The 20860-nt window shown below is 70.9% G+C and carries 16 protein-coding genes; 9 read left to right on the top strand and 7 right to left on the bottom strand.

Translation table 11 applies throughout. From position 1 onward, the window contains the following. Positions 1–11: 11 nt before the first annotated feature. Entirely contained in the window at positions 12–2510 is a 2499-nt protein-coding gene (locus OG214_RS03050) for a SpoIIE family protein phosphatase (RefSeq protein ID WP_405983669.1), read from the bottom strand. Between the two features lie 272 nt (positions 2511–2782). Between OG214_RS03050 and OG214_RS03045 the strand changes: the two genes are divergently transcribed. Next, the gene (locus OG214_RS03045) at positions 2783–5281 is read left to right on the top strand and encodes a SpoIIE family protein phosphatase (protein WP_405983668.1); all 2499 of its coding nucleotides are present in this window, start codon (positions 2783–2785) and stop codon (positions 5279–5281) included. Between the two features lie 90 nt (positions 5282–5371). Here OG214_RS03045 and OG214_RS03040 read toward each other — a convergent pair whose 3' ends face one another. Together OG214_RS03040 and OG214_RS03035 are read right to left on the bottom strand one after the other, a co-directional pair. Then, positions 5372–6253 (bottom strand): helix-turn-helix transcriptional regulator, encoded by an 882-nt coding sequence (locus OG214_RS03040; RefSeq protein WP_363083959.1) that lies wholly within the window; start codon positions 6251–6253, stop codon positions 5372–5374. A gap of 152 nt (positions 6254–6405) precedes the next feature. After that, a complete protein-coding gene (locus OG214_RS03035; RefSeq protein WP_363083960.1) occupies positions 6406–7101 on the bottom strand; it encodes an SDR family NAD(P)-dependent oxidoreductase in 696 nt (231 codons plus the stop codon). A gap of 185 nt (positions 7102–7286) precedes the next feature. Between OG214_RS03035 and OG214_RS03030 the strand changes: the two genes are divergently transcribed. The 3 genes from OG214_RS03030 (at position 7287) to OG214_RS03020 (ending at position 10443) form a co-directional block, all read left to right on the top strand. After that, positions 7287–8237: a hypothetical protein gene (locus OG214_RS03030; protein ID WP_363083961.1), complete on the top strand. Its 951-nt coding sequence runs from the start codon at positions 7287–7289 to the stop codon at positions 8235–8237. A 33-nt stretch (positions 8238–8270) separates the two neighbouring features. After that, complete coding sequence (locus OG214_RS03025; protein ID WP_363083962.1) at positions 8271–9122, top strand: L,D-transpeptidase family protein; 852 nt, start codon at positions 8271–8273, stop codon at positions 9120–9122. A gap of 88 nt (positions 9123–9210) precedes the next feature. Beyond that, complete coding sequence (locus tag OG214_RS03020; protein WP_363083963.1) at positions 9211–10443, top strand: FAD-dependent oxidoreductase; 1233 nt, start codon at positions 9211–9213, stop codon at positions 10441–10443. Between the two features lie 50 nt (positions 10444–10493). Here the strand turns inward: OG214_RS03020 and OG214_RS03015 are convergent, their stop codons facing one another. Together OG214_RS03015 and OG214_RS03010 are read right to left on the bottom strand one after the other, a co-directional pair. Then, positions 10494–11726 (bottom strand): epoxide hydrolase, encoded by a 1233-nt coding sequence (locus tag OG214_RS03015; RefSeq protein ID WP_363083964.1) that lies wholly within the window; start codon positions 11724–11726, stop codon positions 10494–10496. Positions 11727–11741: 15 nt separating this feature from the next. Beyond that, a complete protein-coding gene (locus OG214_RS03010) occupies positions 11742–12062 on the bottom strand; it encodes a hypothetical protein (RefSeq protein ID WP_405983667.1) in 321 nt (106 codons plus the stop codon). Positions 12063–12371: 309 nt separating this feature from the next. On the opposite strand from OG214_RS03010, the gene OG214_RS03005 reads away from it, so the two are divergent. Continuing rightward, positions 12372–12920, top strand: a complete 549-nt coding sequence (locus tag OG214_RS03005; protein WP_363085382.1) for a hypothetical protein — start codon at positions 12372–12374, stop codon at positions 12918–12920. A gap of 191 nt (positions 12921–13111) precedes the next feature. After that, positions 13112–13555, top strand: coding sequence for a PAS domain S-box protein (locus OG214_RS03000; protein ID WP_363085383.1), 444 nt, complete (start codon positions 13112–13114; stop codon positions 13553–13555). Between the two features lie 93 nt (positions 13556–13648). Here OG214_RS03000 and OG214_RS02995 read toward each other — a convergent pair whose 3' ends face one another. Together OG214_RS02995 and OG214_RS02990 are read right to left on the bottom strand one after the other, a co-directional pair. After that, positions 13649–14035, bottom strand: a complete 387-nt coding sequence (locus tag OG214_RS02995; protein ID WP_363085384.1) for a MerR family transcriptional regulator — start codon at positions 14033–14035, stop codon at positions 13649–13651. Positions 14036–14104: 69 nt separating this feature from the next. Next, complete coding sequence (locus tag OG214_RS02990) at positions 14105–15130, bottom strand: NADP-dependent oxidoreductase (protein ID WP_363085385.1); 1026 nt, start codon at positions 15128–15130, stop codon at positions 14105–14107. Positions 15131–15449: 319 nt separating this feature from the next. On the opposite strand from OG214_RS02990, the gene OG214_RS02985 reads away from it, so the two are divergent. From OG214_RS02985 to OG214_RS02975, 3 genes are all read left to right on the top strand, one after another. Beyond that, positions 15450–16088, top strand: a complete 639-nt coding sequence (locus OG214_RS02985) for a GPP34 family phosphoprotein (protein ID WP_363085386.1) — start codon at positions 15450–15452, stop codon at positions 16086–16088. 298 nt (positions 16089–16386) lie between these two features. Further along, positions 16387–19848, top strand: a complete 3462-nt coding sequence (locus OG214_RS02980) for a S8 family peptidase (protein WP_405983666.1) — start codon at positions 16387–16389, stop codon at positions 19846–19848. Positions 19849–20053: 205 nt separating this feature from the next. Next, positions 20054–20800, top strand: a complete 747-nt coding sequence (locus OG214_RS02975; RefSeq protein ID WP_405983665.1) for an SDR family NAD(P)-dependent oxidoreductase — start codon at positions 20054–20056, stop codon at positions 20798–20800. Positions 20801–20860: the final 60 nt, after the last annotated feature.

Below are 20860 nucleotides of genomic sequence, written 5' to 3'. Positions count from 1 at the left end.
AACGAGAGGCTCTAGGAGGCCGGCGGACCGGTCGCCCGCTCCACGAGCGGCAGTTCGGCCCAGATGGTCTTGCCACTGCGCCCGTAGCGACAGCCCCAGCGGGTGGTGCACTGGGCCACGATGAACAGTCCGCGTCCGCCTTCGTCGGTGTCGCCGGCCCGTACCAGCCGAGGCTGTGTGTTGCTCGGATCGGTGACCTCGCAGATCAGGGACTGGTCCCGGATCAGCCGCAGTTCCACCGGTCCGCCCGCGTAGCGGATGGCGTTGGTCACGAGTTCACTCACCACGAGTTCCGTGGTGAAGGCGACACCGGCCAGCTTCCAGGCCGCCAGCTGGTGCCCGGCCACGGCGCGAGCCTCGGAGACCGCGTTCAGATCCGCCGGGAACGCCCAGCTCCGCATACTGTCCTTCGGCAGTCGTCGCATACGGGAGAGCAGCAAGGTGACGTCGTCGCGTGACGGTCCCCCGTGGACGTCGCCGAGAACGGCCTGTCCGATGTCGTCCAGCGCCCGGTGCGAGCGCGTCTGGACGGCGATCTCGTCCTGGAGACGTCGTATCCCGTCGCCGTCGGCATACGGTTCCAGGCCGAGTATTCCGTCGGTGTAGAGAGCGAGGACGCTGCCCGCCTCGATCTCCATGGTGCTGGACTCGTAGGGGACGCCGCCGACTCCAAGGGGCGGTCCGGCGTCGACGTCGATCAGCCGGGCTGTGCCTTCGGGACCGACGAGTACGGGAGGCGGCTGCCCCGCGCTGGCCAGGGTGCACCGGCCGGTGACCGGGTCGTAGACCGCGTACAGACAGGTGGCTCCCACGACGTCGCGCATGGCGGGCGGCGCTTCGGCCGCGAGCCGGTGGACCAGGTCGTCGACATGGGTGAGGACCTCCGCGGGATCCAGTTCCAGATCGGCGAAGGTCTGGATGGCCGTACGCAGCCGTCCCATCGTGGCGCTGGCGATCAGTCCGTGCCCGATGACATCACCGACGACCAGCGCCACCCGCAGGGACGGCAGCGGAATGGCGTCGAACCAGTCTCCGCTGATGCCGTGTCCGCCGTGGGACGGCCGGTAGAGGGCGGTGGTCTCGGCCGCCGGGGTGTCCGTGGTCGCCCATGGCAGGAGCCGTTGCTGCAAGGTCATCGCCGTACGGTGCTCCCTGGCGTAACGACGGGCGTTGTCGATGGCGAGCGCGGCCCGGGAGCCGATCTCCGCGAGCAGTTCCATCTCGGTGTCGTCGAACGCCCCGGGCTGCCGGGTGCGCCACGCCGTGATCGAGCCGAGCACCCGGCCCCTGGCGTGGAGCGGTGTCACGACCAGATCGTGGGCATCAGGGGGGACGAGAAGAGGAGCCATTTCCCCCAGCGCGTGGATCACCTTGTCCCGGGTCAGCCGGACGGAACGGTTCTTCTGCAACTGGCGCAACTCCGGGCTCGGCGGCAGGGCGGGATAGACGGCGCCGGCCTGGAGCAGTTCCGGGGGCCACGGGCCGTCGGTGGAGGCGACCGCGACGCGGACCAGGTCCGATTCACCGCCGCCGAACACCTGCGGGGGTTCGCCGCCGGACAGGATGGGCTCGGACAGGTCGACCGTGACGATATTCGCCAGGTCGGGTGTGACGATGTCGGTCAGGGCGTGCGCGGTCCGCGTGATGTCGAGGGACATTCCCAGCCGGCTGGCGGACCGGTGCAGCAGATCGCGATGGCGGCGGATCCTGCTCTGCTCGGTGACATCGACGACCGACACCATGAGTCCGGCCGGCTCTCCCCGGGCGTTCTCCATCCGCATCACGTTCAGGGACAACGTCCACTCACGCTCACCGGGCTTCCGGGAGCGCATCTGTGACTCGTGCCCGAAGATGGGCGTACCCGTTTTCAGGACCTGCCGCAGCAGCACCTCGACCGCCGCCGCGTCATCGACCCGCAGGACGGCGTCCAGCCGGTCGCCGGGAGTGAGCGGCGGGCCGCCGAACATCTCCGGGGTGATGTTCGTCCGCACCACGGTCAGATCGGTGTCGTGGAATGCCATGCCGACCAGTTCCTGCCCGAACACCGCGTTCAGGAAGGAGAATCCGTGTCCCCATCCGAGCGCCTGGCTGAGCGGAACGAGCAGTACGAGGCGGCCTCCGGAGCCGGCCAGTGGTGACGACCACAGGAAGACGTCCGTGTCCCTGCCCGGGGCGGACCGCGCGAGGACCGCGCGAGTGCCGTGGGCGCCGGACGCGGCGGGCCCTCCCGACTCCGGCCGGGGGTCAGCCGCCGGCCCGGTGTCTGCCGACCGCGCTTTCGACCCGGTGCCTTCCGCCCGCGCTTCCGGCCCCGTGTCTGCCGCCCGTACCGGCGGCGCTACCAGCAGATCGGCGAACGGCCGGCCTTCCACCTCCGCGAAGGTCATGCCCACGAGGCGCTCCGCTTCCGCGGACCACTCCATGATCCTGCCGTGTCCGTCCAGCACCGCGACGGCGGGGGCGGGAAGGCAGAAGCCCGGCTCGCCCATGACATCGGCATGCTCATCCATTGCGGCTCCTTGGTTCCCCGGCGGAGCGCTCTACCCCCGTCTGGCTCCTACCCGGCCATATCGACCCATAAATATCTAGATCGGTTCGGTGGGGTGGCGCCCGGAGGAGACCGGATAGTCCGGATTTGAGCGTGATCAAATGTAGTACTGAATATTGTCTACAAATCATGCTAACGTCGGAATGATGAGTTTTGAGTGTGGGCTGCCGGCTGACCGGCTCGACCGTACGGCCGACGCGACTCCGGCCGTCCGGGAGGCACCTCGTAGGCGGGATGGCCACGGTGGACAGCACTGAGCGCATGGCGTTCGACGCCGTGCAGGGGGCGGTGCGGATGGTCGGCACGGCGACAGCGGTGCTGGACGCGAAAGGGGTCGTGATCGGGTGGACGCCGGCCGCTGAGCGGCTGGTCGGCTACCCGGCCGCGGAGGTGATGGGCCGGCTCGCCGGGATGATGCTGCTCCCCGACGGAGACGCGTCGAAGGCTTCGGTGTTCGCGGAGCGGTGCCGTGCCCAGGGCGGCTGGTCCGGTTTCGCGGCGCTCCGCCATCGCGACGGCCGCAGGCTCGATATGAACCTGCGGGTCTCCCCGCTGTCCGGACCGGACGGAACGGCGCAGTGGCTGGTCTCGGCGAGCGACACGGCCGCGGTCTCGCCGGGAGTGGCGAAGGGGCTGGTGCTGGAGTCGCTGCTGGCCCGCGCGCCGATCGGGATCATCGTCCGCGATCCGGAGCTCCGCTGCACCTGGGTGAACGACACCCTGGAACTGCAGGACGGCATCCCCCGCGAGGAGCGGCTCGGGCGCCGGCTGACGGAGTCACTGCCCGGCATCACCGAGGCCGTGGAGGCCGAGGCGGTGATGCGGCGGGTGCTGAACACCGGTACACCGGTGGTGGACCTGGAGTTCCGGGCGTGGGTGCCGCTGGACCGGCACCGGGAACGCGCGTTCTCCGTCTCCATCTTCCGTCTGGAGGACGGAGACGGCCATGCGCTGGGCGTGTGCGCCATGTGGACGGATGTCACCCGCAGGGAGCAGGCGCGCGAACGCCTGGCGATCCTCAGCGAGGCCAGCACACGTATCGGCAGCACCCTCGACGTCATGCGGACCGGGCAGGAGCTGGCCGATCTCGCGGTGCCGCTCCTCGCCGACTTCGCCGCCGTCGATCTGGCGGAGTCGGTCCCGCTCGGTGAGGAGCCCCTGGCCCGGCTGGGGCCGATGGGCGGCCGTATTCCCGTGTTCTGCCGCGCGGGTGTGGCATCGGTCCGGCCGGGTGCCCCCGAGGCCCTGTGGGCACGGGGGGAGGCGGTCTTCGTCCCGCCGGATTCGCCCTTCACCCGCGTTCTGTCCTCCGGGAAGTCCCATATGGAACGGGTCGTGGACACATCTCCCGGGTCATGGCTCGGCCAGGACCCGGTACGGGTGGAGAGGATCCACGAGGTCGGGATGCACTCCTGCATGTATGTGCCGATCCACGCGCGCGGCACGGTGCTCGGCGTGGCGCTCTTCGCGCGTACGGACGACCCGACGCCGTTCGAGCAGGACGATCTGATCCTCGCCGAGGAACTCGTCAACCGGGCCGCCCTGTCCCTGGACAACGCCAACCGGTACACCCGCGAACGCGCCACGGCCTTCGCGCTCCAGCGCAACCTGCTCCCGCAGCGCCTCACCGGCGGGACCGCCGTCGAGGTGGCCTCGCACTACCTGCCGGCCGACAGCCGCCACGGCGCCGGGGGCGACTGGTTCGATGTGATCCCGCTGTCCGGCGCCAGGGTGGCCCTGGTCGTCGGCGATGTGGTCGGGCACGGCATCAACGCCGCCGCGACCATGGGCCGGCTCCGTACCGCCGTACACACCCTCGCGGACATGGACCTGCCGCCCGACGAACTGCTGGCCCACCTCGACGATCTGGCCATCCGCCTCATCGAGGAGGACGCCGACGGCAAAGGCATGGCCACCGCGGTCCTGGGGGCCACCTGTCTGTACGCCGTCTACGACCCGGTCATCCGGCGCTGCACGATGGCGCGGGCCGGCCATCCGCCGCCCGCGATCGTCGACCCGCACGGCCGGGTCACCTTCCCCGACCTTCCCGCGGGAACCCCGCTCGGCCTCGGACTGGTGCCCTTCGAGTCCGTGGAGATGGAACTGCCCGAGGGAAGTGTGCTCGCCTTCTACACCGACGGCCTCGTCGAGAGCCGCGACCAGGACATCGACGCCGGGATGCACCGTCTGAGCGCCGTTCTGGCGCAGCCCGGCCTTCCGCTGGGAGACCTGTGCTCGGCCGTGGTCGCTTCGCTGCAGACCCCGGCGCCGTACGACGATGTCGCCCTGCTCCTCGCCCGGACCCGCACGCTCAGCCCGACCCAGACGGCCTCCTGGGAGCTGCCGCCCGATCCCGCCGTCGTCAGCACCGCCCGGTCCCTGGCCGTCGGGCAACTCGCCGAGTGGGGGCTGGAGGATCTGGCGATGACCACCGAGCTGATCGTCAGCGAACTGGTCACCAACGCCATCCGCCACGCCGCCGGCCCGATCGGTCTGCGCCTGATCCGGCACCAGCTCCTGACCTGCGAGGTCTCCGACGGCAGCAACAGCCTTCCGCGTCTGCGCCACGCCAGGACCACCGACGAGGACGGCCGGGGCCTCTTCCTCGTGGCGCAGATGTCCCACCGGCGGGGCACCCGGTACACCACGGACGGCAAGACCGTGTGGGCCGAACAGGAACTGACTCCGCTGTCCTCGTACGACCTCGGCTCCACGGCGGCCGCGCAAGGGTGAACGCCCCCCGTCCGGCCCTGACCGTGCGACGCCGCACGGTCGTACGGTCACGCCGCCCGAAGCGCCGCCCGCTCGCGACGCGCGGACGAACTATTCCTTTTCGCTGCCCGCAGACGGGTTGGTGGTCGGAATCCCTTGCGCCGCCGTGCCGTCGTAAGCGGTAAGGCTTCCCAATATCGCCAGCAGTTCGGCGTTCCGGCTGCCGGGTTCCGCGTTGAAGGTCACCATGATCAGGCCGTCCGTACCGCCGATGGTGAATTTGTTGGACTGAAGATCCATGTCGCCGACCTGTGGATGGGAAAGCCGGCTGACGCGTCCCTTCTTCGGCTGTATGTCATGGCGTCCCCAGAGCTGCCGGAATCTTTCGCTCCGGACCGACAGCTCTCCGACCAGCTCCACCAGCCGGGGATCGTCGACATCGGGCCCGACGAGGGTTCTCAGACCGGCGACCCCCTCCGCCGTCACCTCCTCCCAGTCCCTGCGCAACGTACGCTCCGCGGGATCGAGGAAGACGGCCCGCAGAAGATTCACCCCGGGCGCGTAGTTCGGAGAAAGGGCCGCCGCCGGCGCGTTCACCGCCAGTATGTCCAGAAACCTGTTCTGCACATATGCGGGATTGTCGGGCCAGCCGTCGATCAGCTGGCGAATGCTGGCCGGCACCCTCTCGGGTTTCTGTGCCGTCCGTTTCCGGGGCACCGGCTGCGCCAGCCGGTGCAGATGGGCGACCGCTTCGGCGTCGAGCCGCAGAACGCGCGCCAGGGCGTCGAGAACCTCCGGCGAGGGACGATGATCGCGGCCTTGTTCCAGCCGGAGGTAGTAGTCGCTGCTGATACCGGCCAGCATCGCCACCTCCTCGCGCCGCAGCCCGGGTACGCGACGCAGACCACCGCCCGGCAGTCCCACGTCCTGCGGGCGAACCAGGTTGCGCCGGGCACGGAGGTACTCACCGATGCGGTTGTCGCTGCTGTCCATGGCATCAACGGTAGCGACGGGAAATGCTCTCTGCCTGGCCCTGTTACCCCCAGGAACGCTCTCTGTTACTCCCAGCAACGTCCTGTTGTTCCCAGGAGGGGGCGGGATGCCTGCTGCCTACGGCGAGAGCACGAAAGCCGGAGGGCGATCTCTCACCAGGGCAGCACTCCCGCGCGGTCGGAGAAGGTGCCGGTGGGGCCGTCCGGACCGATGGTCGCGAGCCGTACGATCGCGTCCGTGCCCTCCTCGACGGTCTGCGGCCCGGTGCTGCCGTTGAGATCGGTCGCGGTGAAGCCCGGGTCGACCGCGTTGACCCGTACATCCGGCAGGGCCTTGGCGTACTGCACGGTGAGCATGCCGACCGCCGCCTTCGACGAGCCGTAGACGGGACTGGCGAACGCCGATTCGTGACGCCTGGCGTCCGTCACCACTCCGAACGAACCGAGACCGCTGCTGACGTTGACGATCACGGGCGCGGCGGACGCGCGCAGCAGCGGCAGGAACGCGTGAGTCGTGCGGACGACGCCGAACACGTTCACGTCGTAGACGAACCGCGTCTCGGCGGCGGTGATGTCCTCGGGCCTCAACAGGCCCTCGAAGACACCCGCGTTGTTGACCAGCACGTCGAGCCGGCCCTCCGTCTCGTCGAGCTGCGCCGCCGCCGCGGCGACGGAAGCGTCGTCGGTGATGTCCAGCCGCACGAACCGGGCGCCGATCTCCTCGGCCGCCGCCTTTCCGCGTCCGGTGTCACGGGCCCCTATGTAGACGGTGTGGCCGAGGCCGACGAGACGGCGGGCGGCCTCCCGGCCGAGCCCCTTGTTGCCGCCGGTGATGAGTGTGATGGGCATGGGGACATCTCTCGTTCGGGGATCGAGCGTCGAGTCGTTGAGCGCTGATCTCCAGTCTTGGGCCGTGACGGGCGACGCGGGTAAGCCCTGTCGGTCCGAGGACCGGCAGGACCAGTGACCGAGGTCGCAGGCAGATTCCCCGCCGCGGAGGCAACCTGACCGGCGTCCCAACGTGTTCCAGAGGCGTGGGAGACCGAAGAGAGTGGCGGGGACGGGACGTCGGACCCGGGCGTGAGCGGTGGGAGCCGGAGGAGCGGGAGCTGCGTGTTCTGCTGGAACGGGCCGTGCCCCGGCTGCCCGCACCGGAAGGGCGGCTGCGTCAGGTACGGGAACGGGCCGTACGCACCGGGCGCCGACGGCGTACGGCGGGTGCCGCCGCGGCGGCCGTGACCGGGCTCGTGCTGGCGGGCGCCCTCCTGCCCGACGCGCTGAGCGGCGGCTCGGAAGCGGTGTGGCCCGCCGCGCCCGTCCCCTCGGTGGCCACACGGGACAACGCGCCGGACACCCGGGTCGGATTCTCCGAGGTGGCCGGTCTGACTCTGGGGCTGCCCGAACACTGGCAGGCGCTCCAGACGCCGGCGGACCTTGGACACGAGGCGCAGGCCAGGGGCTTCGCCTCGTCGCAGCGGCTCATCGCGTACGAACCGCCCTGCCCGGCCCAGGGACTGGACCTGGATCCGTCCCAAGACCCGGACCCGGACTTGGACCCGGGCTCGGACTCGGATTCGGACCTTGGGACCGATCCAGGCGGGCGGGACTGTCTGCCGGTGCGGGCACTTCAGCGCGGCGGTGCGTTGCTCATCCTCGTTCCGCGGACCGACGGCTATCTGGCGAGCAAGATCCAGCAGCCGCCCGTGCTGTACAGGTCGGACGATCCCTCGCCCTCCTGCCGGAAGATCCACGGAACCACGGAGTACAGCGGGCTGCTGGGCGGCACCCTCGCTCCCTATACGGCGGTGTCCGTCAGCCTCTGCGTGGCAGGCGACGCGCCCGCGACCGTCGCGGACGTCCGCGCGATGATCACCGGCGCCGAATTCGCCACCACCGGAGTCCCGGCGGCCCCCACTTCCGCCGCTCCTGCCGGTCCTGCCACTCCCGCCGGGTCTGCCGCTCCCGCCACCACCAAGCACCCCTGAACGTACGACGAACGCATGACGAAAGGTCCCTCCATGTCTGTCAGATCTGTCCGCAGAAGGCCGCGCCTGGCCGCCGCGTTGCTCGCTTCAGGCCTGCTGCTCAGCGGCTGCGGGAGCGCGACGGGCGACGGAGGATCCCCGCCGGGCGGGACGACCGCCGACGGGAAGGGCGTCGACGGCAAGAGTGCCGATGGAACGGACGGCGCCGGTTCCCTCGGTGGCGCCGCCGGCCGGTCCGCCCCCGAGCCGCGGACCTCCGAGTCGCGGACAGACGGGCCGCGGACGGCCGAGCCGAAGGAGATACCCGGACTCGGCCCGAAGACCCTCGCCGCCATCCCTCCGGAGACGACCCAGGCCGTCGTGGCGACCGGCTCGGGCAAGAACCGCAACACCGGTACCGTGCTGGTCTACGAGCGCGACCCGGTCACCGGCTGGGCACCCGTCACCGACGTATGGCCCACCCACAACGCGAGGCGTGGCTGGACCGACGACCACAACCGGGGCGATCTGCGTACGCCGATCGGTGTGTTCGGCCTCACCGACGCGGGCGGGCTGCTGCCGGATCCGGGCACGAGACTCCCGTACGACCGGGGCCCCGCCTTCTCGGTCTCGGGCACCGGTTTCCAGGGTGAACCGCTCGCCGGGTCCTTCGACTACGTCGTGGCGATCAACTACAACCGCGTACCGGGCAACACACCGCTGGACTGGACCCGCCCGCTCGGTGCGGACAAGGGCGGCGGCATCTGGCTCCATGTGGATCACGGCGGCCCCACCGAGGGATGTGTCTCGCTGCCGCGCGGGCGGATGAAGGAGCTGCTGCGCCGGCTGGATCCGGGGAAGAGGCCGGTGGTGGTGATGGGGGACGCGGAGTCACTCAGGCGCTGAAGTCCGGAAGTGCGGCGGATCTGCCGGGCTTGGGGTTATATGTCCCCGTGTGATGGTTCCCGTGATCTCACCGAAGGGAGCGGGCGCGATGGAGCGGACCACGTGCTGTGTGGTGGGCGGCGGCCCCGCCGGAATGGTTCTCGGTCTGCTGCTGGCCCGAGCCGGTGTCGAGGTCACGGTCCTGGAGAAGCACGGCGATTTCCTGCGTGACTTCCGCGGCGACACCGTGCATCCGTCCACCCTGGCCCTGCTGGACGAGCTGGGCCTGGCCGAGCGGTTCGCCCGGCTGCCGCAGCGGCGGGTGACAACGATCCAGCTGCCGCTCGGCCCGGACCGCTCGCTGGTCACCGTCGGGAACATCGGCGCGCTGCGGGCCCCGTACAACTACATCGCGATGGTGCCGCAGCGGGATCTGCTCAACCTCCTCGCGGACGAGGCCGGGCGGGAGCCGTCCTTCTCCCTGCGGATGAACACCGAGGCCACGTCCTTCCTGGTGGAGCGCGGACGGGTCAGGGGGGTGCGGTACCGCACGTCCGAAGGCCGTACCGGTGAGCTACGGGCCTCGCTGACCGTGGCCTGCGACGGGCGGGGCTCGCTGGCGCGGTCGCGGCCCGAACTGAGGCCTCGGCGGTTCACCTGCCCCATGGACGCCTGGTGGTTCCGGCTGCCGCGGCGGGACAGCGACCCGCGCGGGCTGGTGGTGAGCGCCGGCGACCGGCTCCTCGCCGTCACGATCGACCGCGGGGAGTACTGGCAGTGCTCCGCGCTGATCCCCAAGGGATCCGACGGCAGGCGCCGCGCGGCCGGTCTCGACCGGTTCATGGCCGAATTCGCGACCGCCGTCCCGTGGCTCGCGGACCGGGTGCACGCGCTGCGTTCATGGGACGAGGTGAAGCTGCTCGACGTACGGCTCGACCGCCTCAGGCGCTGGCACCGCCCCGGGCTGCTGTGCATCGGCGACGCGGCACACGCGATGTCGCCGGTCTTCGGGATCGGCGTCAACCTCGCCGTCGAGGACGCCGTGGCCACCGCGCGGTATCTCGTCGAGCCGCTGCGCGAGGGCACGGTCGGGCTGCGGGACGTACGCGCGGTCCAGCGCCGGCGGTGGCCCACCGCGGCCTTGGCGCAGACGCTGCAACGGATCGCCCACGCACGGGTCGTCGAACCGGTGCTGGCGGGACGCCCGGCCTTCGGCAGTCCCAGCAGGGCGCGGCGGATGACCGAGTCGCTGACCGCTTCACCGTGGCTGAACCGGGTACCGGCGTACTTCTTCGCGTACGGCGCCGTACGCGAGCGTCCCCCGGCGGCGTCGGTGCGCTGAGCCGCGGCGCACGGGCCGGTGGCTCGGGGTCGGGGCGGCTCCCTCGGTGGTCAGCGCCGGCCGCGGAAGGTGCGGCGCAGGTCGTCGACCCAGCCGTCGGGGATCTCCCACGGGATGAAGTGGCCGCCGCTCGCGTGCGCGGTGAGATTGACGTGGTTGTACCAGTCGGCCCGGTCGCTGGAGCTCCAGTTCTCGATCCGCTGCTCGGTGGTGGTGACGCCGGGCGGGTTCTCGTGGCCGACGAAGGTGATGCCGGTGGGCGCCTCGATCACCGGACGGCGGTCGTGGGAGGGAGTCCAGGGGTAGCGGTTGGCGTTGGCGTAGTAGCGCATCGAGGTTCCGATGGTGTTGTTCACCCAGAAGATCATGGCGTGGGTGAGGAGGTCGTCCTTGGAGAAGACGTTCTCCACGTCGCCGTGGTTGTCGCTCCAGCTCGCCCAGCGCTCCAGGATCCAGGCGAGCAGGCCGACCGGTGAGTCGGAGAGCCCGTAGGCGAGGGTGCTGGGATCGAGGACATGGACGGCCAGATGGACGGCGAAGCGCCGTTCCAGGGAGACGAGCCGCCGGTGTACGGGTTCGGGCAGGCCCTCGGGGATCGGCCGGCCGCCGCTGAAGTCCCAGGCCCGGTCGCCGTTGAAGAAGGTGAGTTTCTGGCCGGAGCCGATATGGATGGCGTGCAGTTCGTCGGCGTACTTGTGCCCGAGCTGCCCGGTGACGAGGGCGCCGATGTCGCATCCGGCGGCGGCGTACTTCCGATGGCCGAGCGTGCCGGTCATCAAGGTGTGCCAGAGGTCGGCGACCTTCCAGAAGTTCATGTCGGGGTGGTCCGGCAGCGGGGCGGAGAAGCCGAAGCCGGGCAGGGAGGGGACGATGACGTCGAACGCGTCGGCCGGGTCGCCGCCGAACGCGGCGGGGTCGGCGAGCGGGTCGACGACCTTGGACCAGTGCCAGAAGGTCCAGGGCCAGCCGTGCGTGAGGATGAGCGGAGTGGGGTCGGGGCCGACGCCGGGCCTGCGCATGAAGTGGACCGGTACGCCCTCGATACTCACCCGGTAGTGCTCGTAGGCGTTGATCGCGGCTTCGGCCTCGCGCCAGTCGTAGCGATGGAGCCAGTGCTCGGCGAGTTCCTGGAGGTAGCCGCGGCCGACGCCGTAGTGCCAGTCGTGATTGCCCGTGTCGTCGGGCCATCTCGTGAGCCGCAGCCGTGCCTTGAGGTCGTCCAGCACGGCGTCGGGGACATGGATGGGCGTGGGTTCCAGCGGGAAGCGCGCTGTGGCTGCCATGAGATTCCTTCCGGATCAACGTACTTGGTCTCCGCCCGGCGGCAGCCGCTCGGCCTCCGCCTCGACTCCGGCGGCACGCAGGCGCTCGACGAGAAGAGCTGTCTCCGGCATCGTCCCCACGAACGCGCCGTCCCTGATCTGCTGGAGCATCCGTTTGGCATCCGCCAGGCCGCCGCCGAACTCGGCACGGAGAACCTTCATCACGGTGGCCGGACGCGGCGGACGCGCCGGAGGATCGCCGAGGGCGACCCGGGCCGCACCGTGCTCGGCCAGCAGACGCCCGCGCAGATCCTCCGGCATGTCGCCGCCCCCTGGCCCGCACTCGTGCAGAGTCATGCCACAGGAAGGGCAGTGGTGGCCGATGTCCCATTCCAGGGTGTGCCCGACCAACGCCTGAGCGCCGACGCACTCCGTCACCGAGCCGCAGTCCGAACACCGCGACAAGTACCTCACGGACTCGACCACCACGATGTGTTCCATCCCCCCCGTGCGTCGCTCGACGCCCTCAGGCTGCCCTACCCGACCCGGCTCATCCATATCCGGGGCGTTCGTTCCCCACGGCCGATCGCCGTCCGGCGGACCCGGTGGATCCGACTGCTCCGCCCGGCGGTTGTGGACACAGGGATGTCGGCCATACTGCTCCCCGTGGAGCAACACACAGATCCCAAAATTCTGCCGACGCACCCGGCCGGGACCGATCCGGCGTACGTACCCGGGCTGCTGCCCTCGCACCCTGTCGGGGTGGATGAGGCGGACGAGAACGCCCCGGCCCCGGAGCCGACGGCGGTGGACACGCCGCCGGAAGACTCCGAAGACGCCGTTCCAGGGGAGAAGACCGCCGGCTCCGCCGAAGGGAAGGTGGCCGACAGCGAAGCGGTGACGCCCGCCGAGGAGGAACAGGAAGACGACGGACCCGTCTTCGAGGCGTCGGACCGGCGCGGAGTCATCCTCGCCGACCACGCCGGAATCAGGTTTCGGCTGGACGGCGAGGAGGCCGATTTCGACTGGGAGGAGATCAAGGCGGTGGAAACGGACGTCCCGCGGTTCGGGCGCCGTTTCGGCATCACGGTCTATACGTCCTCCCAGCGCTGGTTCCAGCACGATGTCGAGGGCTCGTCCAGGGAGCAGCTCAAGAAGTGGGCGGCCGAACTCGACGAGGTCCTCGACGCGCGGTTCGACGACACCGAGGGCTAGGGCCTGGCCCGCCGTAGGGCGGACGACGGGCGGATCGAGCCGACCACGCCCGCGCGGCGTGGTCGGCTCGCGGACCGAAGACAGGGCGGAACCAGTGCCCCGGGTGTCGTCTACTGCATACAATCGTTTTGGCCGGTGGGTCGACGCATCGGTGGAACGATGGCGATGGATCACCCCAACTCGGAGGTGTCATGGAAGACTTGGACCCCGAAGTCGTACTCGGAATGGCGGCCAAGGCGCCCGACGGTCTGGTGATCATCGACCGTGAAGGGCTGATCCGCTACTGGAACCGGGGCGCCGAGAGGATCTTCGGTTACTCGGCCGCCGAGGTGGCCGGGCGCGATCTGGATGTGATCATTCCCGAGAAGCACCGGCAGCGTCACTGGGACGGATTCGTGGCGGCCATGGCCGCCGGAGCCAGCAAGTACGGGGATGACGACCTCCTGGCCGTGCCCGCGCTGACCGCGGACGGTTCGACCGTCTCGATCGAGTTCAGTGTGGTGCTGCTGACCGATTCCGACGGCAACGCGAGCCATGTCGGGGCGGTCATCAGGGATGTCACCGCGCGGCGGGCCCAGGAGAAGGAGATACGGCGGCGACTGCTGGCCGCCGAGCCGAGCGGTACGGCGTCCTGACCGGGTTCTGACAGGCACGGGCACAGGCACAGACAGGTACAGGCGGTCCGGCGCGAACGGCCGGGGCGCGAACGGCCGGGCCGGTGCCGTCCGTCAGTCGTTTCCGGAGGCGCGCCGCGCGAGGTTCTCGCGGATTCCCGTCAGCCGGCCGATCTCGGCGTCGAGCGCGGCGAGCCTGCGGCCGACGACGCCGGAGGCGGGGGCACCGGCCTCGACGGCACCGGCTTCGACGGAACCGCACCGCCGCCCGGGGTTCTCGGAGAGAAGATAGAGGCGGTCGGCGCAGCTGCGCAGATCCTCGACGGTGAGTCCGAGACCCAGCAGCTCGCGGATGACACGGACCCGCTCGATCTCGGCGGGACCGTATTCGCGCTGGCCGGAGGCCGTACGGACGGGTGGGGGCAGCAATCCGCGCTGTTCGTAGAACCGTAGCGCCCTGGGCGTCGTGCCGGTCGCCGCCGCCGCTTCGCCGATCCGCATCCTTCGTCCCCCACTTCCGTCCTCCGTCGGCCCCCGGCTGACGGACGGGGGCTACGGCAGGCACTACGACTACAGTTCCACGACGACGGTCCCGAAGTGCCGGCCTTCGATCAATTCCCGCAACGCCAGCGGCGCGCGATCGATGCCCGCGATCCGGGTGTGGGGGAAGCTGATCTCACCGGAGCGCAGCCAGTCGCCGAACCGGCCGGTCCACTCCTTCTCCATCTCGGGGTGGTCCGCGCCGCTGTATCCGCGCAGCGAGACGCCCTTGACGACCAGACGGAAGGCGTCGATCTCCACCGGCGCGCTGCCGCCGGCCCGCTCTGCCGACAGTTGCCCCGACAGCGCTCCGACCAGGGCGAAACGCGCGCCTTGCCGGGCCGCGCCGAGTGCCGCGACCAGTTGCTCGCCGCCGACGTTGTCCAGCAGGACATCGATCCCCTCGGGCGCGGCCTCGGCGAGCTGCGAGGCGATGGGACCGGCGCCGCGCAGTACGACCGCGTCGTAGCCCAGTTCGGCGACCAGTCGCTCGGCCTTCTCCGCCGAGCCGGTGCTGCCGATCACCCTGCCGGCGCCCAGCAGCCGGGCGATCTGCCCGGCCAGGGAACCCACGCCGCCCGCCGCGCCGGTGACGAATACGGTGTCCCCCGCGCGGACCTCGGCGAGACGGGTCAGCGCGCCGTAGGCGGCGGATCCCGAGGTGAGGTGGGCGACCGGGTCGGACAGTGTGCCGTCCACAGGGGTGCAGTCGGCGGCGGCCACCAGGGCGTACTCCCGCCAGCCGAGCAGATGGGTGACCGTGTCGCCCACGCGCAGCGGGCCGCCGGCCGGCGCGGCCACGACCTCGCCCACGGCCGGACCGAACAGGGTGTCGCCGCCGCGCAGCGGTGGCAGCGGTACGCCGTCGACCTCCCCGCCGATCAGCGTGCGCAGACCGGGGAAGACCAGGAAGTGCCGGTTCCTGACCAGGACATGGTCCGATTTGGGCTCGGGCAGCGGTGTCCCGACGACGGCGAAGTGTTCGGGCGCGGGCAGTCCCTCGGGGGTGGCGGCGAGCCGGACCTCGCGGGCGGTACGGGGCAGGGCTGCGGTCATGTTCGGGCTCCTGGGGTGGGGTGGGGTGAGGTCGGGCAGCGCGGCAGGGCGCGCGCGTCCGTCGTCCGCGTGCGGTGACGCTAACCCCTGACGCGTACGTCAGGGTCAAGCCGGCGCGGGCCGCGGTGAGCTGTCGGGAAGCCGTGGGGGCGGCTCCGGGGCTGACGAGGGAGGGGGAGAGGGGAGAGAACGAGGGAGTCGTCCGTGGGACGCCGGTCCTCCCTCACTGGCATACGCGGTCACCGGGAGCGAGAATTGCCACGGCAGGCCGGGTGCCGATGGGCCCGGCGTTACCGATGCCCTGGAGGCGGCGAGAGGCATGACCACATCGCGGGACCTGTTCCTCGTCTCCATGGACATGCCGTCCGGCCGCCCGGTGGAGCGGGGCGATCTGTCGCTGGCGCTCGCGGGAGCCGAGGTGATCGACCTCCTGAACGCCCGTGCCGTCAGGCTGGAGGACGATCACCTCGTGCCGGACGACACACCGGACGACCCGCCGGCGATGACGGACCGCCTACTGGGCGAGGCCGCGTCGTCGCTCGTCCGGCAAGCGCCCTACGAGACGGTCTCCGACTGGCTGTGGCGCAGGGGCCGCGGTCTGGCCGCCGTCTATCTGGCCGAGCTGGAGGCGCAAGGGCAGATCACCTCGCAACAGCGACGCCGCTGGATGGTCTTGCGTACCAGTCGTACGGTACTGACCGATTCGCCCGCCCGGCGCCAGGCGGCGAACCGCTGGGCAGCGGACGAGCCCGTCCTCGCCGCCCTCGCGGCAGCGGTAGGAATCCACGGCGGAATCCACGACGCTCCGACCGAGGAGGCCCCCGGCGTGCTCGACGACACGGTGGAGCGGGTGCTCACGGAGGTCGAGGACGCGGTGGGAGAGCTGGTGGCGGAACGTCAGCGGCGCGTCCGCAGGCGAGAAGAGGCGGCCGAGGACAACCGCCAGCGGGGCTACTGAGCCCCGGCGCCCGGCAGAGAGGTCCGCGCCAAGGTCTTTCCCGAGTCTCGGAGTGGACCTCCCCGGATCTCGGAACGGACCTTCCCGAGTGCAGGAACGGACCTTTCGGATGTCCGGGCGCCGGAGATCCATAAAGGGTCTGGACCAATCGTCTTCACCTGCTCCCTTATGCTCCTTTTCGCCTGATTGACGGGACGATCATGGGGCTCTTAGCGTGTCCGCGCCAAGGGGCGAATCCATGCCCTCGGCATCTCCGTCCGGGGCGCAACAGGCTGCCCCGACTGGGCAAGGGGGCACGTTGCGGAGAGCACCGCGCAGGACACGGAGACCAGGGAGCAGCACCGCCGCCGTCGTCGTCGCGGGCGCGGCGGCACTCACCTTGGCGGCGACGGCCGGGACGGGCACGGCGGCGACCGGCCCCGCCCCGGCCCGTACCTCCGGACAGACAGCTTCCGGACAGATGGCTACAGGGGCCACAGGACAGACGGCCACAGGACCGACAGCTTCCGGGCAGGCGGCCCCCGGGCGGACATGGGCCGCGCCGACAGCCGCCCCGGCGGGGGCCGAGGCCTCGCGTGAGGTCACCCTGATCACCGGTGACCGGGTCCTGGTCGACGATCACGGAAAGACGGTCGGACTGCGGCCCGCCCCGGGCCGTGCCTCGGTACCGGTCCAGATGCGCGAGGTCAAGGGCCACTCGTATGTACTCCCGGCGGACGCGGCCGGGTTGATCGCCACCGACAAGCTGGACATCCGGCTCTTCGACGTCACCGAACTGAGCCGCCCCGAGTACCGGACCCTCACGGGCGACGGGGTGCCGCTGCTCGTCTCGTACTACGGCTCCGGGGCGCGCAAGGCGGCGGGCCAGGAGGCCCGCGCGGAGCTACGGGCGCAGGACGGCACCACCGTACGGGCCGAGATCGACGCCGTGGACAGCGAGGCGCTGACCGTACGGACGAGTGCGGCGGCCGAGGCGTGGGCCTCGCTGACCGCGCGCTCCGCGCGGGGCCTGCGGCTCGCGTCCGGGGTCCGCTCCGTACGGCTCGACGGGCTGCTCAGGACGACGCTCGACGTCAGCGTCCCGCAGATCGGCGCGCCGAGCGCGTGGGCCGCCGGACACGACGGCAAGGGCGTGAAGGTCGCCGTCCTGGACACCGGTGTCGACACCAACCACGGGGACTTCGCGGGCCAGGTCGTCGCCGGGAAGAACTTCACCTCCGCCGACTCCGCCGACATCATGGACCGTTACGGCCACGGCACCCATGTCGCCTCCATCGTCGCCGGGACCGGCGCCCAGTCCAAGGGCCGGTACAAGGGCGTCGCCCCCGGCGCGCAACTGCTCATCGGCAAGGTGGCCGGCGACCGCGGCGCGGCCACCGAGTCCGCGATCATGTCCGGAATGGAGTGGGCCGTGGACGAGGGGGCGAAGATCGTCAACCTCTCCATCGGCGGCCCCGACACCCCGGGTGTGGATCCCCTGGAAGAGACCGTCAACAGGCTCTCCGCCAAAGCCCTGTTCGTCATCGCGGCCGGCAACTCGGGGCCGCGCGACTCCACCGTCGGCACACCGGGCACGGCCGACGGCGCGCTCACCGTCGGCGCCGTCGACAAGCAGGACGCGATCGCCGACTTCTCCTCACGGGGCCCGCGCATCGGCGACGGCGGGGCGAAGCCCGACATCACCGCGCCCGGGGTCGCCATCACGGCGGCCGCCGCCAAGGGCAGTGTCATCGACCAGAATCCGGGCGTACCGCATCCCGCCCCCGGATATGTCACGCTCGACGGCACCTCCATGGCCACCCCGCATGTGGCAGGCGCGGCGGCGCTCCTCGCCCAGCAGCACCCCGACTGGAGCGGTCCCCGGCTCAAGGCCGCGCTGACCGGCTCCGCGAAGCCCGGCCCGTACAGCGCGGTCGAGCAGGGCAGCGGCCGGGTCGACGTGACACACGCCATCACCCAGAGCGTGGTCACCGAGCCCGCCTCACTGAGCTTCGGCGCCCCGGCGTGGCCGCACACCGACGACCAGCCGATCACCAGGACGCTCACCTACCGCAACACCGGCACCGAGCCGCTCACCCTCGATCTCGCGGCCACCGCCACCGGTCCGACGGGCGCGGAAGCGCCTGCCGGCTTCTTCGCCCTCGGCGCCTCGCGGGTCACCGTCCCGGCCGACGGCACCGCGTCCGTGGACATCACGGCCGACCCGAGGCTCGGCGGCGATACCGAAGGCGTCTACAGCCTCGCCGTCACCGCGACCGGCGGCGGCCAGAGCGTACGCACCGCGGGCGCCGTCCTCCGCGAGGGCGAGATGTACGACCTCACCCTCAAGGCCACGGCCCGCGACGGCTCCGCACCGGCGGACGGCGACTGGACGGCGTTCATCTACGACCTGGGCGCGCAGACCATGGTCAGGGTGTCCGGCGACAACGGCTCGGCCCAGGTGCGCCTGCCACGCGGCATCTACACCATCCTCGGCGAGGTCCCGCTGCTCAGCCCCGACCTCGTGTACATCGGGGACGACTGGGTCGCCGCGCCCCGGCTCGAACTGACGAAGGACACGGTGCTCGCGGTCGACGCGCGCGCGACCGAGCTGGTCGACATGACACCGCCGGACCCGGACGCCTCGTACCAGTCCGGATTCCTGACCATCTCGCCGCGGGAGGCGCCGGGACCGATCATCCTCTACATGGGCAACCTGTCGGAGGGCTTCCGTACCCAGCAGGTCGGCCCCAAGCCCCGGCCGGGCACGGTGAGTTCGTATCTGCTCTCCTCCTGGGCGGGCGACGGCACGGACTATCTGCTCGCCGACACCCTCAAGAACGCCTTCTACACCGGACATGTCCAGCACGCGAAGGCCGGAGACCTGGCGAAGGTGACGGTCAACACGGGCGGCACGGTCACCGGCGGGCGCTGGGGGCAGATCGCCTCGACGCCGGACTTCCCGACCTCCGTACCGATCACCTTCACCGACCTGGCGAGCACGACCACCTCGTATCTCCAGGGCGGTTACGCGTGGCAGCGGACCTTCCAGCAGCGGCGCGGAGGGACGGCCGAGACGCAGTACGGCCTTCCGTCCCGGGTGTACCGCGGCGGAAAGTCGTACACCGAGGACTTCAACACCGCCGTCTTCGGGCCCGCGCTCGTCGAGGGCGGCGGTCTGACGCGCGACGGCGACCGGCTGACCGGCGCGATACGTCCCTTCGCCGACGGCGCGGGACATGACGGAAGCAGTCTGTACGACCCCGCCACCGCGTCCACCACGCTCTACCGCGACGGCGAGGAGTACGCCACGGCCGACGGCGTCCTGGACACGGTGGGCTTCGATCTCCCGACGGAGAGGGCGAGATACCGGCTGGTCACCACCGTCGGCCGCGCCACCACGGGCGTATCGGCGGTCACCACGCGGGTGAGCTGGTCGGCCGAGTTCACCTCGGGACACACCGGGAAGCCGACCGCCCTGCCCGCGAGCGTGGTGCGCTACACGCCGCAACTCGGCCTGGACGCGAGGGCCGTGGCGGGCGCCACGCAGAGTGTGCCGGTCACCGTCCAGGGCTCGGCCGCCGGCCGGAACCTCAAGGCCCTGACGGTGTCCGTCTCGTACGACGGTGGTACGTCGTGGTCGAAGGCGGCGGTACGTGATGGACGCGTGCGGGTGGTCAACCCGGCGGCGGGCGGCACGGTTTCGTTCCGGGCCGATGTCAAGGACCGTGCGGGGAACGTCTTCTCGCAGACGGTGCTGGACGCGTATCTGACGGAGTAGCGCGTCGGGGACGGAGCGGGGCCGGGGACCGGCCGCACCAGCCCCCGGCCCTTCTCCATGTGAGCGAGGAGCGAGAACACCGTCCTGACAACGATGTCGCGCGATCTTGCGTGATGCCCGGCTCGCGCATCAGGCACGGTCGCCGTCGTGCGGATACGTTGGAAGGGACGCGCCACTCGGCTCGCCGTCCGATGGGAGACGTGCGATGGGAAACGACATGGAGATGTCCGGACAGACCGCCCTGGTCACCGGCGCCACCGCCGGTATCGGCCGTGCCGTGGCGGTTCAGCTCGCGCAGGAGGGAGCCGAGGTCGTCGTACACGGCCGTGACGCCCGGCGCGGCGATGAGGTCGTGGCCGGGATCGAGACCGCCGGAGGCAGGGCCCGGTTCGTCGAGGCCGATCTCACCGACACCGCGGAAGTGCTGCGGCTGGCGATGGAGGCGGGCAAGGTCGACATCCTGGTCAACAACGCTGGCGTCTACAAGTTCCTGCCCACCTCGCGGATGACCGACGAACTGTTCGATCTGCACATGGGCCTGAACACCAGGGCTCCGTATCTGCTGGTGCGTGAGCTCGCCCCGGGCATGGTGGCGCGCGGACACGGATCGGTCGTGAACGTCGGCACTCTCGCGGCCTCGGTCGCCACCCAGGGCACCGGTATGTACGCGGCCTCCAAGGCAGCTCTGGAGCAGCTGACGAGAGTCTGGGCCGCCGAGTACGCCGACAAGGGCATCCGTGTCAACGCCGTCGCACCCGGCCCGGTCCGGACCCCCGGTACCGACGCGATGGAGGCCGCCACCCTGAAGTCCATCGCCCACACCACCGCGCTGGGCCGGGTCGCCGAGCCCGAGGAAGTGGCCGAGGCCGTGGCCTTCCTCGCTTCCGACCGCGCCAGTTACATCACCGGAGAGGTGCTGGAAGTGGCCGGTGGCCGGCCCGGCATCGGCTGACACGCCGATGCTCCCGCGCGCATCGGCCGCCGACGCTTCCGTGCGCACCGGCCGCCGGTG

It is taken from the genome of Streptomyces sp. NBC_00872 (assembly GCF_045161915.1).
Taxonomy (GTDB): Bacteria; Actinomycetota; Actinomycetes; order Streptomycetales; family Streptomycetaceae; genus Streptomyces.
The sequence above is the reverse complement of the archived record's forward strand: the minus strand, read 5'-3'. Positions and strand labels throughout refer to the sequence as shown.

What these genes read in the sequence shown, in the direction of transcription:
- OG214_RS02975 (WP_405983665.1), top strand. Translation starts at nt 20,054, where the DNA reads ATGGGAAACGACATGGAGATGTCCGGACAGACCGCCCTGGTCACCGGC.
- OG214_RS03040 (WP_363083959.1), bottom strand. Translation starts at nt 6,253, where the DNA reads ATGGACAGCAGCGACAACCGCATCGGTGAGTACCTCCGTGCCCGGCGC.
- OG214_RS03000 (WP_363085383.1), top strand. Translation starts at nt 13,112, where the DNA reads ATGGAAGACTTGGACCCCGAAGTCGTACTCGGAATGGCGGCCAAGGCG.
- OG214_RS03035 (WP_363083960.1), bottom strand. Translation starts at nt 7,101, where the DNA reads ATGCCCATCACACTCATCACCGGCGGCAACAAGGGGCTCGGCCGGGAG.
- OG214_RS03020 (WP_363083963.1), top strand. Translation starts at nt 9,211, where the DNA reads ATGGAGCGGACCACGTGCTGTGTGGTGGGCGGCGGCCCCGCCGGAATG.
- OG214_RS03025 (WP_363083962.1), top strand. Translation starts at nt 8,271, where the DNA reads ATGTCTGTCAGATCTGTCCGCAGAAGGCCGCGCCTGGCCGCCGCGTTG.
- OG214_RS03045 (WP_405983668.1), top strand. Translation starts at nt 2,783, where the DNA reads ATGGCCACGGTGGACAGCACTGAGCGCATGGCGTTCGACGCCGTGCAG.
- OG214_RS03050 (WP_405983669.1), bottom strand. Translation starts at nt 2,510, where the DNA reads ATGGATGAGCATGCCGATGTCATGGGCGAGCCGGGCTTCTGCCTTCCC.
- OG214_RS02990 (WP_363085385.1), bottom strand. Translation starts at nt 15,130, where the DNA reads ATGACCGCAGCCCTGCCCCGTACCGCCCGCGAGGTCCGGCTCGCCGCC.
- OG214_RS02985 (WP_363085386.1), top strand. Translation starts at nt 15,450, where the DNA reads ATGACCACATCGCGGGACCTGTTCCTCGTCTCCATGGACATGCCGTCC.
- OG214_RS03010 (WP_405983667.1), bottom strand. Translation starts at nt 12,062, where the DNA reads ATGACTCTGCACGAGTGCGGGCCAGGGGGCGGCGACATGCCGGAGGAT.
- OG214_RS02995 (WP_363085384.1), bottom strand. Translation starts at nt 14,035, where the DNA reads ATGCGGATCGGCGAAGCGGCGGCGGCGACCGGCACGACGCCCAGGGCG.
- OG214_RS03015 (WP_363083964.1), bottom strand. Translation starts at nt 11,726, where the DNA reads ATGGCAGCCACAGCGCGCTTCCCGCTGGAACCCACGCCCATCCATGTC.